Annotated in this window: 13 protein-coding genes; 8 read left to right on the forward strand and 5 right to left on the reverse strand. The window is 69.6% G+C overall.

Annotated features, from left to right (window positions below; all coding sequences use genetic code 11):
- Nucleotides 1-870, reverse strand: a complete 870-nt coding sequence (locus ABZX37_RS20060) for a glycosyltransferase family 2 protein (RefSeq protein WP_354741504.1) — start codon at nucleotides 868-870, stop codon at nucleotides 1-3.
- Nucleotides 871-1,407: 537 nt separating this feature from the next.
- On the reverse strand, nucleotides 1,408-2,172 hold the full coding sequence (locus tag ABZX37_RS20065; protein WP_354741506.1) for a crotonase/enoyl-CoA hydratase family protein: 765 nt from the start codon (nucleotides 2,170-2,172) through the stop codon (nucleotides 1,408-1,410).
- Between the two features lie 93 nt (nucleotides 2,173-2,265).
- On the opposite strand from ABZX37_RS20065, the gene ABZX37_RS20070 reads away from it, so the two are divergent.
- Nucleotides 2,266-2,820, forward strand: coding sequence for an HD domain-containing protein (locus ABZX37_RS20070; RefSeq protein WP_354741508.1), 555 nt, complete (start codon nucleotides 2,266-2,268; stop codon nucleotides 2,818-2,820).
- Nucleotides 2,821-2,905: 85 nt separating this feature from the next.
- Complete coding sequence (locus tag ABZX37_RS20075; RefSeq protein ID WP_354741510.1) at nucleotides 2,906-3,340, forward strand: L,D-transpeptidase; 435 nt, start codon at nucleotides 2,906-2,908, stop codon at nucleotides 3,338-3,340.
- Nucleotides 3,341-3,465: 125 nt separating this feature from the next.
- Here ABZX37_RS20075 and ABZX37_RS20080 read toward each other — a convergent pair whose 3' ends face one another.
- Entirely contained in the window at nucleotides 3,466-4,623 is a 1,158-nt protein-coding gene (locus ABZX37_RS20080; protein WP_354741512.1) for an FAD-dependent oxidoreductase, read from the reverse strand.
- The gene (locus tag ABZX37_RS20085) at nucleotides 4,620-4,937 is read right to left on the reverse strand and encodes a bifunctional 3-phenylpropionate/cinnamic acid dioxygenase ferredoxin subunit (RefSeq protein ID WP_344273947.1); all 318 of its coding nucleotides are present in this window, start codon (nucleotides 4,935-4,937) and stop codon (nucleotides 4,620-4,622) included. The genes ABZX37_RS20080 and ABZX37_RS20085 overlap by 4 nt, the downstream gene beginning before the upstream one ends.
- 280 nt (nucleotides 4,938-5,217) lie before the next feature.
- On the opposite strand from ABZX37_RS20085, the gene ABZX37_RS20090 reads away from it, so the two are divergent.
- Nucleotides 5,218-6,339: an aromatic ring-hydroxylating dioxygenase subunit alpha gene (locus ABZX37_RS20090; RefSeq protein WP_354741514.1), complete on the forward strand. Its 1,122-nt coding sequence runs from the start codon at nucleotides 5,218-5,220 to the stop codon at nucleotides 6,337-6,339.
- Here ABZX37_RS20090 and ABZX37_RS20095 read toward each other — a convergent pair.
- Nucleotides 6,336-6,998 carry a GntR family transcriptional regulator gene (locus ABZX37_RS20095; protein ID WP_354741516.1) on the reverse strand — a complete coding sequence of 221 codons (663 nt, stop codon included), beginning with the start codon at nucleotides 6,996-6,998 and terminating at the stop codon, nucleotides 6,336-6,338. The two genes, ABZX37_RS20090 and ABZX37_RS20095, sit on opposite strands and share 4 nt — an antisense overlap.
- Before the next feature lie 71 nt (nucleotides 6,999-7,069).
- On the opposite strand from ABZX37_RS20095, the gene ABZX37_RS20100 reads away from it, so the two are divergent.
- Genes ABZX37_RS20100 through purU form a run of 5 tightly spaced genes read left to right on the forward strand, consistent with a single transcriptional unit; the run spans nucleotide 7,070 to nucleotide 12,746 of the window.
- Nucleotides 7,070-8,314: a sarcosine oxidase subunit beta family protein gene (locus ABZX37_RS20100; protein WP_354741518.1), complete on the forward strand. Its 1,245-nt coding sequence runs from the start codon at nucleotides 7,070-7,072 to the stop codon at nucleotides 8,312-8,314.
- An 8-nt stretch (nucleotides 8,315-8,322) separates the two neighbouring features.
- A complete protein-coding gene (locus ABZX37_RS20105; RefSeq protein ID WP_354741520.1) occupies nucleotides 8,323-8,601 on the forward strand; it encodes a sarcosine oxidase subunit delta in 279 nt (92 codons plus the stop codon).
- Nucleotides 8,598-11,363: an FAD-dependent oxidoreductase gene (locus ABZX37_RS20110; RefSeq protein WP_354741522.1), complete on the forward strand. Its 2,766-nt coding sequence runs from the start codon at nucleotides 8,598-8,600 to the stop codon at nucleotides 11,361-11,363. The genes ABZX37_RS20105 and ABZX37_RS20110 overlap by 4 nt, the downstream gene beginning before the upstream one ends.
- Nucleotides 11,353-11,904, forward strand: a complete 552-nt coding sequence (locus ABZX37_RS20115) for a sarcosine oxidase subunit gamma family protein (RefSeq protein ID WP_354741524.1) — start codon at nucleotides 11,353-11,355, stop codon at nucleotides 11,902-11,904. The genes ABZX37_RS20110 and ABZX37_RS20115 overlap by 11 nt, the downstream gene beginning before the upstream one ends.
- Entirely contained in the window at nucleotides 11,901-12,746 is an 846-nt protein-coding gene (gene purU / locus ABZX37_RS20120) for a formyltetrahydrofolate deformylase (protein WP_354741525.1), read from the forward strand. The genes ABZX37_RS20115 and purU overlap by 4 nt, the downstream gene beginning before the upstream one ends.
- Nucleotides 12,747-12,750 lie beyond the last annotated feature (4 nt).

Below are 12,750 nucleotides of genomic sequence, written 5' to 3' on the forward strand. Positions count from 1 at the left end.
TCAGTCCGCCATCGCCAGCACGCACTCGGCTTCGCCGGTGCAGAGCACGTTCGCCGGCCCGCGGACGGTGCGCGCCCGGTGGGCGGCCAGCTGCGAAAGGTTGCGCAGTCCGTCGCGCACGGCGTGCAGTTTCACTTCGCCGCCGCGGATCCGGTACTCGATCGGCGTTTCGCCGCACCGGAAACCGCGGACGTACGCGTCGTTCTTGATCTCCTGCGAGAACGGCATCCCGCCGGACCGGATGTCGAGGTGCTGCCACACGTGCCGCCGGAACACCCACATCCCGGACTGCGAGTCGCGGAACGGCGAGCGGAAGAAGAACCGGCTGATCAGCGTCAGCACCCGGTTCCCGATCAGGTGGGAGGGCTTCATCGCCTCGCGGTTCTCGTGGCCGAGCCGGTTGGTGGAAAGGAAATCGAGCCGCCGGTCCGCCATCGTGCACAGCAGCCCGGGCAGGTGGTCGAACGGGTAGGTGCAGTCCGCGTCGCCGGTCGCGATCACGTCGCCGGTCGCGGCGGCGAAACCGGCGTGATAGGCGTGCCCGTACCCGCGACGCGGCTGCAGGATCACCCGCGCGCCGAGGGCGGCGGCGACCTCGCCGGTCCCGTCGGTCGAGGCGTTGTCGACCACGATCACCTCGATCTCGTAGCCGAGGGAAGCGAGCCCGGAGTGCGGGATCGTGGCCAGCACCCGGGGCATGTTGACCCGCTCGTTGAGGGCGGGGATGACGATGGACAAGGTCCGCGGGCCCGGTCTTGCGCCGCAGGTGCCGCGGCTGGCGACCCGGAGGCCGCAACAGGGACCGGAGGCCGCGCGGGGAGTGGTGTCGTCCGACGGCGAGGAGCTGGAACGCTCGATGTTCGACGTCATGGAAGAACCTCGGTTCTTGTCTTGTGCTCGGCGGGGGAAGAGAGCAGAAGAGCACGGGAGCACGGCGGGATCCGGAGGCGGGAAGCACCGATTGCCCGGCCTCGTCAGGCCGGGTGGTCGGCGTCCGCCGGCGGAGAGCCTGCCGGCGACGGGTCGGGGGGCGGGGGTTGCTGTTGTAGAGGCGGGCGGTGCGAACGGCCTCGCGGCCGTGCGAGCGCGCTTCGGCGCCCGGCCTCGTATCTGTATCGATGCCGAGGGCCTGGGCGCTACGTGCGTTTAGCGAATTTTTCGTTCACTCGATCGGGGGAGTGCTGAATGCGACCGCGATTATGAACGGTCGTCGCAGGTAATGGTGACCGGTGCGCAAAAAGCCGAAAGGTATTCGCGTGCGGTTTCACTCGTTCGGCCTAGTCCGGAAAAAGCGGGTGACCGGGCCGAAAGGGCGGCATCGAGCCGTATGCCTGCTATGTCCGCATGCCGTTCGGGCCTGCTTGGACGCGAGTATATGCCTTGCCGTGCAACGGTAATCGGACGCGACTAGTTCCCGAACGAGCCGTGCCTGCCCGCGCCCTCGGCGAATCGCGTCGCTCCCGCAATGGTGTCGGCATTCAATGACTGAATCCCGTGCCGGAATTCGTTTTCCCATGCGGATTCCTCGGTCAAGGACTCGCTTTCCAGCAATGCGGCCCGGTCCTCGCGCAGGCAGGTCCGCGGAAACGCCGCGAGTTCCCGGCCCAGTGCGATCGCGGCGGGCAATGCCTGCCCGGAAGGCACGACGCGATTCGCCAATCCGATCCGATGCGCTTCTTCCGCGCCGACCGGACGTCCGGTCAGCACCAGGTCCATCGCGTGGCTCCGCCCGATCAGCCGCGGCAGCCGGAAAGTGCCGCCGTCGATGAGCGGAACGCCCCAGCGGCGGCAGAAGACGCCGAATACCGCGGTCTCCTCCACGATCCGGAGGTCCGCCCAGATCGCCAATTCCAATCCGCCCGCGACGGCGTGCCCGGACACCGCCGCGAGCACCGGCTTGCGCAACCGCAGCCGGGTCGGCCCCATCGGACCGTCGCCGTCCGGCTCGGTGCGGTTGCCGCGGCCTTCGCTCACCGCCTTGAGGTCCGCGCCCGCGCAGAAGGTCCCGCCGACGCCGTGGAGCACCGCGACCGAGGCGTCCGAGGCGTCGAATTCCCGGAAGGCGTCGGCCAATGCCTCGGCGGTGGCGCGGTCGACGGCGTTGCGCCGCTCCGGCCGGTTGATGCCGATGGTGGTGACCGGACCGTCGTGCTCGACCAGCACAGTGCTCACGCGGGGCCTCCTGCCGAAGAAGCGGGTGTCCGGGCAGCATGCCACGCCCCGTAGGCTCCGGCCGGCAGATCGGCACGGGAAGGGAGCTGCGGGATGGACGCCGAAAGCCTGGCCGCGTTCGGGTTCGAGCTGGGAGTGCTCAAGCGGGTCCGCCGCGCGGGCTGGTGGCAGGCGGGCGTCCGCGACCCCGAATCGGTGGCCGAGCACAGCCTCCGGGCGGCGCAGCTGGCGGCGCTGCTCGCCGCGGAGGAAGGCGCGGTTCCCGAGCGCGCGGCGTTTCTCGCGCTGTGGCACGACACCCAGGAGACCCGCACCGGCGACCTGCCGCACACGGCCGCGCCGTACCTGACGAAGCCGGAACCCCGGGCGATCACGGCGGACCAGACCGCGGGATTGCCGCGCGCGTCGGCGGAAACCGTGCGGGCGGCGGTAGACGAGTACGAAACTCGCGAGTCGCCCGAAGCGCGCTGCGCGAAAGACGCCGACAAACTCGAAATGCTCTTCCAGGCGCTCGAATACCGGGCGACCGGGGTCTCCACAGTGGACGAATGGGTCGCGTCCGCGCAGGCCGGGCTCTTCACCGAAACCGCCCGGCGGGTCGCCGAGGCCGCGCTGGCGACGTCGCCGCTGGCCTGGCGGTCTCGTTAGGGATCACCCACATGGGCGCACTTCTGGTTTAAGACTGTCCTCTCTGGGAAAGATCCGGAGTACGACCATCTCGGGGAGGCACAGGATGAACCGGAAACTCACGGCAATGCTGGCCAGTATCGCGGCGATGGCGGCGACGATCGGATTCGCGGCGAGCGCGGAGGCGGCGGGACCTCCGTGCGGCGCGCAGGCGAAAGCGTGCCTGAAGCTGTCGGCGAACACGGCGTGGCTGATGAACAACGGCAAGGTCACCCGCGGCGGCGTGCGCGTGACTGTCGGCAAGCCCGCGTACCCGACGCCGGTCGGCACGTTCCGCGTGCAGTACAAGGATCTTCACCACTACAGCAAGCAGTTCCACGGCCCGATGCCGTACTCGGTCTTCTTCACCAACACCGGGGTGGCGTTCCATCAGGGCAGCCTGAAGGTCCAGTCGCACGGCTGCGTGCACCTGTCGCACGCGGACGCGGTGGCGTTCTTCAACACGCTGCAGCCGGGCGATGTGGTGCAGGTCGTGCGGTAATCGCGATTGCGAGGGCTGAGGTCCGTGAGGGGAACCCTGAGGGAATCTGATTCCCTCAGGGTTCCCCTCACGTACGTGTGGCCCGCGCGCAGGCCCTTGGACTTGGGTAAGGGTGCTTGCGCTGATCACCCGACGGGCATCGGCCGTCGCAGCGCTTGTCTGCGCAGGCGGCCGAACCCCCTCGGATTGTTGAGCCCGAACACGGCCACGGTCTGGCCGTCGCGGTGATAGGTGGCGAGGAAGGACTCGTCGTCCGGGCCGCCGTCGGCGAAGCGCACCTCGTCGCCGGGGGAGGGGTGCCCGGCGAGCTGGAGCGTCCCCGCGTACTGATCCGACCAGACGTAACCGCTCGGCTGGTACTCCCGGACCACCTGCCCGGCCAGCAGGTTGGCGACCGCGACTGAGGCCTGCTCGGTGGCGTTCGTCCAATGCTCGTGGCGAGTCCCCGCCGGTCCGTACGCCGCGACGTCGCCCGCCGCGACCACGTTCGGCAGAGACGTGACCAGGCCGGTGTCGGTACGGACGCCGTTGCCGATCTCCAGCCCCGAGCCGTCGAGCCACTCGACCGCCGGGACCATTCCGATCCCGGCGACGACCACGTCAGCGGGCAGATTCTCCCCGGTCTCCAGCTGCACTCCAGTGACCCGGCCGGAGAGCGTGGAAAGCCCGGCGACTGCAGTGCCGCAGCGGAGCGTGACGCCGTTCCGTCCGTGCAAACCCGCGCAGATCGAGCCGAGTTCCGGGCCCAGCACGCGCGCCATGGGGGTCGGCAATGCCTCCAGGACCGTGACATCGAGGCCCAAGCCGGAGCACGTCGAAGCCACCTCGGCCCCGATGAATCCGCCGCCGACGATCACTGCCCGTGCACCGGGGACCAGTTCCTCGCGGAGGGCGAGAGCGTCGTCGAGGGTGCGCAGAACATGAACTCCGGCAACGGATTCCGTGCCGGGCAAGGCACGAGCCCGGCCGCCGGTCGCGAGGATGACGCCGTCGGCGGCGAGTTCGCCGCCGGTGAGGACGAGGCGGCCGGTGGCCGGGTCGAGCCGTTCCGCGCGCGTGCTGAGCCGGACGTCCAGCGAAGCGAGGTCGTCGGCATCGAGCAGGTCGAGCGACTCACGCGACGCGGTTCCGGCGAGGAAGGCTTTCGACAGCGGCGGCCGGTCGTAGGGGAGGTGCGGCTCTTCGCCGATGAGCACCACGCGACCGTCGAACCCCTGTGCGCGCAGCTCCTGCGCGGCGCGGGCGCCGGCGAGCGAGGCACCGACGATCGCGACCGTTTTCACGCAGCGTCCTCGGCGGCGTCGGCGAGCACGTAGATGACGCCCTCGTCGACCTGCACCTGATACGTGCGCACCGGCTGCTTCGCGGGCAGGCAGGACGGCAGGCCGGTGCGCAGGTCGAAGAGCGCCGCGTGCAGCGGGCACTCCACGAAGCAGCCTTCGAGCCAGCCGTCGGCCAGCGACGCGTCCTGGTGAGTGCAGGTGTCCCCGATCGCGTACAGCTCGCCGTCGGCGTTGAAGACGGCGATGGGCTCCGGCCCCGCGATCCGGACGGACTCGCCCGGGGGCAGTTCGTCCACTGAGCACGCGCGCAGCATTGATTCCTCCGAAGCTGGGGATTGTTGCGTATTGAGGAACACTCGACGTGATACGCAACAGAGTTTGAGCGCGCCGGAGGGGTGCCGTCAAGAGGTTCCGGGGTGGAGTTTTTCGGAGCGCCGTTCCGGGTGAAAGCCGTGGTCGAAGGCGGTTCCGGCGAACGGGTGCGGTGCCGGGGAGGGTGCTTGACAGCGCCCCGGCTGAGCCTCATCTTGTTCCGGAGAGGGCAACAAGACGCGTAATACGCAACATCGAATGTGTTCGAGAGGAGCCCTGCCGGTGACCGCTATCGACCTCCCGCAGAGCCTGCTGCCGACTCTGCCCGGGCCGCACTACACCGACCCGGCGATCTTCGCCCGGGAGCAGGAGCGGATCTTCGAAGCGGGCTGGTTCTGTGCGGTCCGCAGCGCCGACCTGCCGTCGCCCGGCTCGTTCGAGACCGTGCAGGTCGGCCGCGAAAGCGTGCTGATCGCGCGCGGCCGCGACGGGGCTTTGCGCGCGTTCCTGAACGTGTGCCGCCATCGCGGCGCGCGGCTGTGCACCGACGAGAAGGGTTCGGTGAAGCGCGCTTTCCAGTGCATGTACCACGCCTGGACCTACGGCCTCGACGGAAAGCTCGTCGCCGCACCGAATCTGACCGGGATGCCCGACGTCGACCGTGTCGAGTACGGCCTGACGAAGGTGCATCTGCGCGAATGGCTCGGCTACGCCTGGGTTTGCCTCGCCGAGGATGCACCATCCTTTGCGGACACTGTGCAGGCCGACGTGAGCGAACGGCTCGGCGGGCCCGGCGAAATCGAGGCGTACGGCATCGAGAATCTCTCCCTGGGCCGCCGTATCGAGTACGACGTGCGCGCGAACTGGAAGCAGATCATCGAGAACTTCATGGAGTGCTACCACTGCGCGACGATCCATCCGGAGCTCACCGAGGTGCTCCCGGAGTTCGCGGACGGCTACGCGGCGCAGTATTTCGTCGGCCACGGCGCGGAATTCGGCTCGGACGTCACCGGGTTCACTGTGGACGGCGGCGACGGCCTGCAGCGGCTGCCGGGCGTCGGCGAGCATCAGGACCGGCGGTACTACGCGATCACGATCCGGCCGCAGGTGTTCGTGAACCTGGTGCCGGACCACGTGATCGTGCACCGGATGTTCCCGCTGGCCCCGGACCGCACCCTGGTTCGCTGCGACTGGCTGTATCTGCCGGAGGTGGTCGAGTCGGGCGTGGACCTCGACCGCTCGGTGGAGCTGTTCCATCGGGTGAACCAGCAGGATTTCGAGGCGTGCGAACGGTGTCAGCAGGCGATGGGCTCCCGCGTTTACGCCCGCGGCGGGGTGCTGGTGCCGAGCGAACACCACATAGGCGAGTTCCACGAGTGGGTGCGGGCGAAGGCCGGGGACTAGATCAGCGCGCGGATCGCTTTCTCGAAGCCGGTCACGTGGTCGAGCGTCAGCTCCGACGCCTTGTCGGCGTCCCCCTCCACGATCGCCGTCAGCAGCGGCGAGTGCTCGTCCACGTGTCCGGCCATCCCGCACAGCCGGGGAAGGAACACACACCAGATCCGGGTCGCGAGGTTGTCGTAATGAATCAGAGTGTCCTCGAGGAACGGATTGTGCACGCACTGGTAGATCGCGCGGTGGAGCTCGAGGTCGATGCGCAGGAGGTCGGCGTTTTCCTTCTGCGCGGCCGAATCCAGCTGATCGCGCAGCTCCGCCAGCCGCGCACGATCCGCGTCGGTCGCGCGCGTGGCGGCGGACGCGGCGGCCGTCGGCTCGAGGGTGCGCCGGACCTCGGAGATGTGCGCGAGGTCGGAGATGTTGACGTCGGTGGCGAACGTGCCGCGGCGCGCGTACGCCACCACCAGGCGTTCCGTCTCGAGCCGTTTCAGCGCTTCGCGGATCGGCGTGCGGCCCATCTCGAGTACGCCGCCCGCCCATTCCTCGTTGATCGGGTCGCCCGGCTTGATGTCGAGCATGACGAGGCGGTCGCGCAGGAACTCGTAGGCGCGTTCGGCCAGCGACGGGGCGGCGGCCGGGATGACGTGGTTGACCGGGGTGCTCACCCGGCCTACTCTACCGCGAAGATTGATATATCAGTAGTCGACCAGTTGTCCGATACGGGAGGCCAGCCGGAATGACCACGACGGACCAGCCGCGTCCCCCAGGCGCGGACCTGCCGGAGCACCCGGATTTCCTGTGGCGGGACCCGGAGCCGCGGCGCGCGTACGACGTCGTGGTGGTGGGCGGCGGCGGGCACGGCCTCGCGACCGCGTACTACCTCGCCAAGGTGCACGGCATCACCAACGTCGCGGTGCTGGAGAAAGGCTGGCTCGCCGGCGGGAACATGGCCCGCAACACGACGATCATCCGGTCCAACTACCTGTGGGACGAAAGCTCCGGCATCTACGAGCACTCCCTGAAGCTGTGGGAGGGCCTCGAAGAAGACCTCGGCTACCCGATCCTGTTCAGCCAGCGCGGCGTGCTCAACCTCGCGCACAGCCTGCAGGACGTCCGCGACAGCGTGCGCCGGGTCAACGCCAACCGGCTCAACGGGATCGACGCGGAGTGGGTCGACGCGGACGGGGTCAAGGAACTCTGCCCGATCGTGAACACCTCGCCGGACGTCCGCTATCCGGTCCTGGGCGCTACCTATCAGCCGCGCGCCGGAATCGCCAAACACGACTACGTCGCCTGGGGTTTCGCCCGCGCGGCCGCTGAGATGGGCGTCGATCTCATCCAGAACTGCGCGGTCACCGGCATCGAGACGCGCGACGGCAAGGTGGTCGCGGTCGAAACCAGCCGGGGCCGGATCGCCGCCGGGAAGGTCGCGTTGTGCGCGGCCGGGCACAGTTCGGTGCTGGCCAAGATGGCCGGGATCGACCTGCCGCTGGTGTCGCATCCGCTGCAGGCGCTCGTGTCGGAACTGCTCGAACCGGTGCACCCGACGGTGGTGATGTCGAACGCCGTGCACGTCTACGTTTCCCAGGCGCACAAGGGAGAACTCGTGATGGGCGCGGGCATCGACTCCTACGCCGGCTACGGCCAGCGCGGCGCGTTCCACATCATCGAGGACCAGATGGCCGCCGCGCTGGAGCTGTTCCCGGTCTTCGCGCGGGCGCACCTGCTGCGGACGTGGGCGGGCATCGTCGACGTGACCCCGGACGCCTCGCCGATCGTCGGCCTGACCCCGGTGGAGAACCTGTACCTCAACTGCGGCTGGGGGACCGGCGGGTTCAAGGCGACGCCAGGCGTCGGCGACTGCTTCGCGCACACCGTCGCGAAGGGCAAACCGCATCCGTACGCCGAACCCTTCACCCTCGACCGGTTCACCACCGGCGCGCTCGTCGACGAGCACGGCGCCGCCGCCGTCGCGCATTAGGAGCCACTGTGCAGCTGATTCCCTGCCCCTGGTGCGGTCCCCGCGAGGAGACCGAATTCCACTACGGCGGCCAAGCCCACGTCGCGTACCCGCGGGAGTCGGCCGCGCTGTCCGACGAGGACTGGGCGAAGTACGTCTTCTTCCGCGCCAACCCGAGCGGCCCGCTCGCCGAGCGCTGGACGCACAGCGCGGGCTGCCGCCGCTGGTTCAACGCCGTCCGCGACACCCGCACCCACGAACTCGCGGCGGTCTACCGCCTCGACGAACCCCGGCCGGTGATCCCATGACCTTCCGCCTCCCCAGCGGCGGCCACGTCGACCGCGACACCCAGCTCCAGTTCACCTTCGACGGCCGTGTCCTCAGTGGGCACCCGGGCGACACGCTCGCCTCCGCGCTGCTCGCGAACGGTGTGCACCAGGTGGCGAGGAGCGTCAAGCTCGGCCGCCCGCGCGGCATCATGGCGGCGGGCGTCGAAGAGCCGAACGCGGTGGTGCAGCTGGAAAAGCCGTTCCCCGAGCCGATGCAGACCGCCACCACCGTCGAGCTGTTCGACGGCCTGGTCGCGCGCAGCCTCTCCGGCCAAGGCCGGTTGGCGACCGAACCGGACCCGGCGCGGTACGACGCGAAGCACCTGCACTGCGACGTGCTGGTCATCGGCGCGGGACCGGCTGGGCTCGTCGCCGCCCGCACGGCGGCCCGGGCCGGAGCGCGAGTCGTGCTGGTGGACGACCAACCGGAACCCGGCGGTTCGCTGCTCGGCTCGAACGAGTACGTGGATCTCAAACCCGCCGTCGAATGGGCCCGCGCGATCGCCGACGAACTCCGCGCGACCCCGGACGTGCATGTGCTGGACCGGACCACCGCGTTCGGCGCCTACGACGACGGATTTGTCCTGGCTGTGCAAAACCGGACCTCCGGCGCGGCCCGGCAGCGCGTGTGGCGGATCCGCGCGCAGCAGACCGTCCTCGCGACCGGCGCGCACGAACGCCCGATCGTGTTCCCGGACAACGACCGCCCCGGCATCCTTCTCGCGAGCGCCGCACGGACTTACCTGCACCGGTACGGCGTCCTGCCCGGTCGCCGCGCGGTCGTGTTCACCATGGACGACTCCGCCTACGCCACCGCGATCGACCTCGCCGACGCTGGCGTGGAGGTCCCGCTGGTGGTCGACGTTCGCCCGGCCGCCCCGGAGAACTGGGCAGCGGCCTGCGCGGAACGAGGGATCGAGGTCCGCACTGATGCCGCGGTGACCGGAACCGAGGGCACTGAGCGCGTCACCGGCGTACGAGTCGCCGGGGAACTCGTCCCGTGCGACACGCTCCTGGTCTCGGGCGGCTGGACCCCCGCCGTCCACCTGTTCAGCCAGCTGCGCGGCGCCTTGCGCTACGAACCCGCCCTCGGCGCGTATCTCCCCGACGGAGAACTCCCGAACGCACGGGTGGCAGGCAGCGCGAACGGCACCTTCGACTTCGCCGGTTGCGTGCGAGAAGGCCGCGCCGCCGCCGCGAAAGCACCAGTGGAGATCCCGCTCCCGGTCTCCGACGCTCGGCCGCGCGAGCTGGCCCCCGCCGTCGAATGGCAGATCCCCGGCCCGGAGTCCGATGTGGACACCCGTTTCGTGGACCTGCAGCGCGACGCCACCGTCTCCGACGTGCTCCGCGCGACCGGCGCTGGCCTCACGTCGCTGGAGCACGTCAAGCGCTACACCACCATCGGCACCGCGCACGACCAGGGCAAAACCTCCGGCATGCTCGCCGCCGGGATCACCGCCGAAGCCCTCGGCGTCGACCTCGCCGACCGCCGCCCGACCACTTACCGCCCGCCGTACACGCCCGTCGCCTTCGCCGCGTTGGCCGGGCGGAACCGCGGCGAACTGCACGACCCGGTCCGCGTCACCGCGTTGCACTCCTGGCACGTCGAACACGGCGCGGAGTTCGAGAACGTCGGCCAGTGGAAGCGCCCCTGGTACTACCCGCAGCCGGGCGAGGACCTTCACACGGCGGTGCGACGGGAGTGCCTTGCCGCCCGCACCGACGTGGCGATGATGGACGGCTCCACCCTCGGCAAAATCGACGTCCAAGGCCCGGACGCCGCCGCATTTCTCGACCTGCTCTACACGAACCTGATGAGCACGCTGAAGGTCGGCCGGATCCGGTACGGCGTGATGTGCGGCGTCGACGGCATGGTCATCGACGACGGCACCGTCATCCGCGTGGCCGAGGACCGCTTCCTCGTCACCACGACCACCGGCAACGCCGCGATGGTGCTGGACTGGATGGAGGAGTGGCTGCAAACCGAGTGGCCGCACCTGCGCGTGTTCGCCACCTCGGTCACCGAGCATTGGGCCACCGTCCCGCTCGTCGGCCCGCGCTCGCGCGAGATCCTCGCCGGGCTCGCACCGGAGCTGGACGTCAGCAACGACGCGTTCGGCTTCATGGCCTGGCGCGACGCCGAGGTCGCCGGAATCGCCGCACGGGTGTGCCGGATCAGCTTCTCCGGCGAGCTGGCGTACGAGATCAACGTGCCGTCCTGGTACGGCCTGGCGCTCTGGGAAGCGTTGGCGGAGCGGGGAATCACGCCGTACGGCACTGAAACCATGCACGTCCTGCGCGCCGAGAAGGGCTACCCGATCATCGGCCAGGACACCGACGGCACGGTCACCCCCCACGACCTCGGCATGAGCTGGGCGGTGTCCAAGAAGAAGGCCGACTTCCTCGGCAAACGGTCCTTCTCCCGGGCGGAAAACCTGCGCCCGGACCGGAAACAACTCGTCGGCCTGCTGCCGGTCGATCCCACTGTGCTGCTGCCGGAAGGCGCGCAGATCATCGAAACCGCGCACGTCCCGCGCCCGCCGGTGCGCATGCTCGGCCACGTCACCTCCAGCTACCCGAGCGCCGCGCTGGACCGCACCTTCGCGCTCGCGGTCGTCCGCTCCGGCCGGGAACGGATCGGGGAGACGCTGTACGTCCCAGTCGGCGACGAGGTCGTGCCGGTGACGGTGACCGAAACCGTGCTCTACGACAAGGAGGGGACCCGCCGTGACGGCTAAGACCCTGTCTCCGCTCGCGGAGCACGCGGGCCTGCTCGCCGGCTGCGCACCGGCCGTGCTCGCCGAAGAACGCCCGTTCGTCTCGCAGCTCAACGTCCGCATCCGCGAAGGCCACGACGCCGCGGCAGCCGTGCTCGGCACCGAGCTGCCGGACGTCTGCCAGTTCACCAGCGGAATCGGCGACGTCCTGTGGCTCGGCCCCGACGAGTACCTCGTGCTCGGCGCTCCCGAAGGCACCGAAGCAGCGCTGCGAGAAGCGATCACCGTCGGTGCGGTCACCGATGTGTCCGCTCAGCGCACCACCGTGCGGCTCGGCGGACCGGCGGCCCGCGACGTCCTGGCGCACGGCTGCGCGATCGATCTCCACCCGAAGGCCGCTCTGCCGGGCACCTGCGTGCAGACGTTGCTCGCCCGCACCGGGATCGTCCTCCTGGTGCGGGAAGCGGACGAGTTCACCGTGCTCGTGCGCCAGTCGTTCGCCCCCTATTTCGCCGCCTGGCTCGCCGACGCGGCACTGGAATACCGAGAGGAGGAGTCTTGACCCAGTTCACCTTGACCCTGCACTGCCCCGAGCGCTCCGGGATCGTGCACGCCGTGACGACGTTCCTCGTCGGCAACGGCTGCGACATCGTCGAGCACCAGCAGTTCGACGACGACGTGCACGGGGAACTGTTCCTGCGCACGGAATTCGCCTGCGCCGGACCGGCCACAGCGGACGATCTCACCCGCGAGTTCGACCTCGTCGCCCGCGATTACGCCATGCGGTACCGGTTCTCCGACCGCACCCCGGACCGGCTGCTGGTGATGGTGTCGAAGGCCGGGCACTGCCTCAACGACCTCCTCTTCCGCTGGCGCGCGGGCGCACTCGGCGCGGAAATCGTGCTCGTGGCGTCCAACCACGAGGACCTGCGCCCGATGGCCGAGGCCGCCGGACTGCCGTTCGTGCACATCCCGGTGACGCCCGCGACCAAGCCGGAGGCCGAACAGCGGCTGCTGGACCTGGTGCGGGAGCACGACATCGACCTCGTCGTGCTGGCCCGGTACATGCAGGTCCTCTCGGACGAGCTGTGCCAGAAGCTGCAGGGCCGCGCGATCAACATCCACCACTCGTTCCTGCCCGGCTTCAAGGGCGCGAAACCGTACGCCCAGGCCTACGACCGGGGCGTCAAGTACGTCGGCGCGACCGCGCACTACGTGACCCCCGAACTCGACGAAGGCCCGATCATCGAGCAAGAAGTACAGCGAGTGGACCACTCGCACTCGCCGCGCGCCCTCGCGACCGTCGGCCGTGACGCCGAAGCGCTCGCCCTTTCCCGCGCGGTGCGCTGGCACTGCGAGCGGCGTGTCCTCCTCAACGGCACCCGGACCGTCGTCTTCCGCTGACCTA

This window comes from Amycolatopsis sp. NPDC004079, from assembly GCF_040610415.1.
In the GTDB taxonomy this organism is placed as follows: Bacteria; Actinomycetota; Actinomycetes; order Mycobacteriales; family Pseudonocardiaceae; genus Amycolatopsis; species Amycolatopsis halotolerans.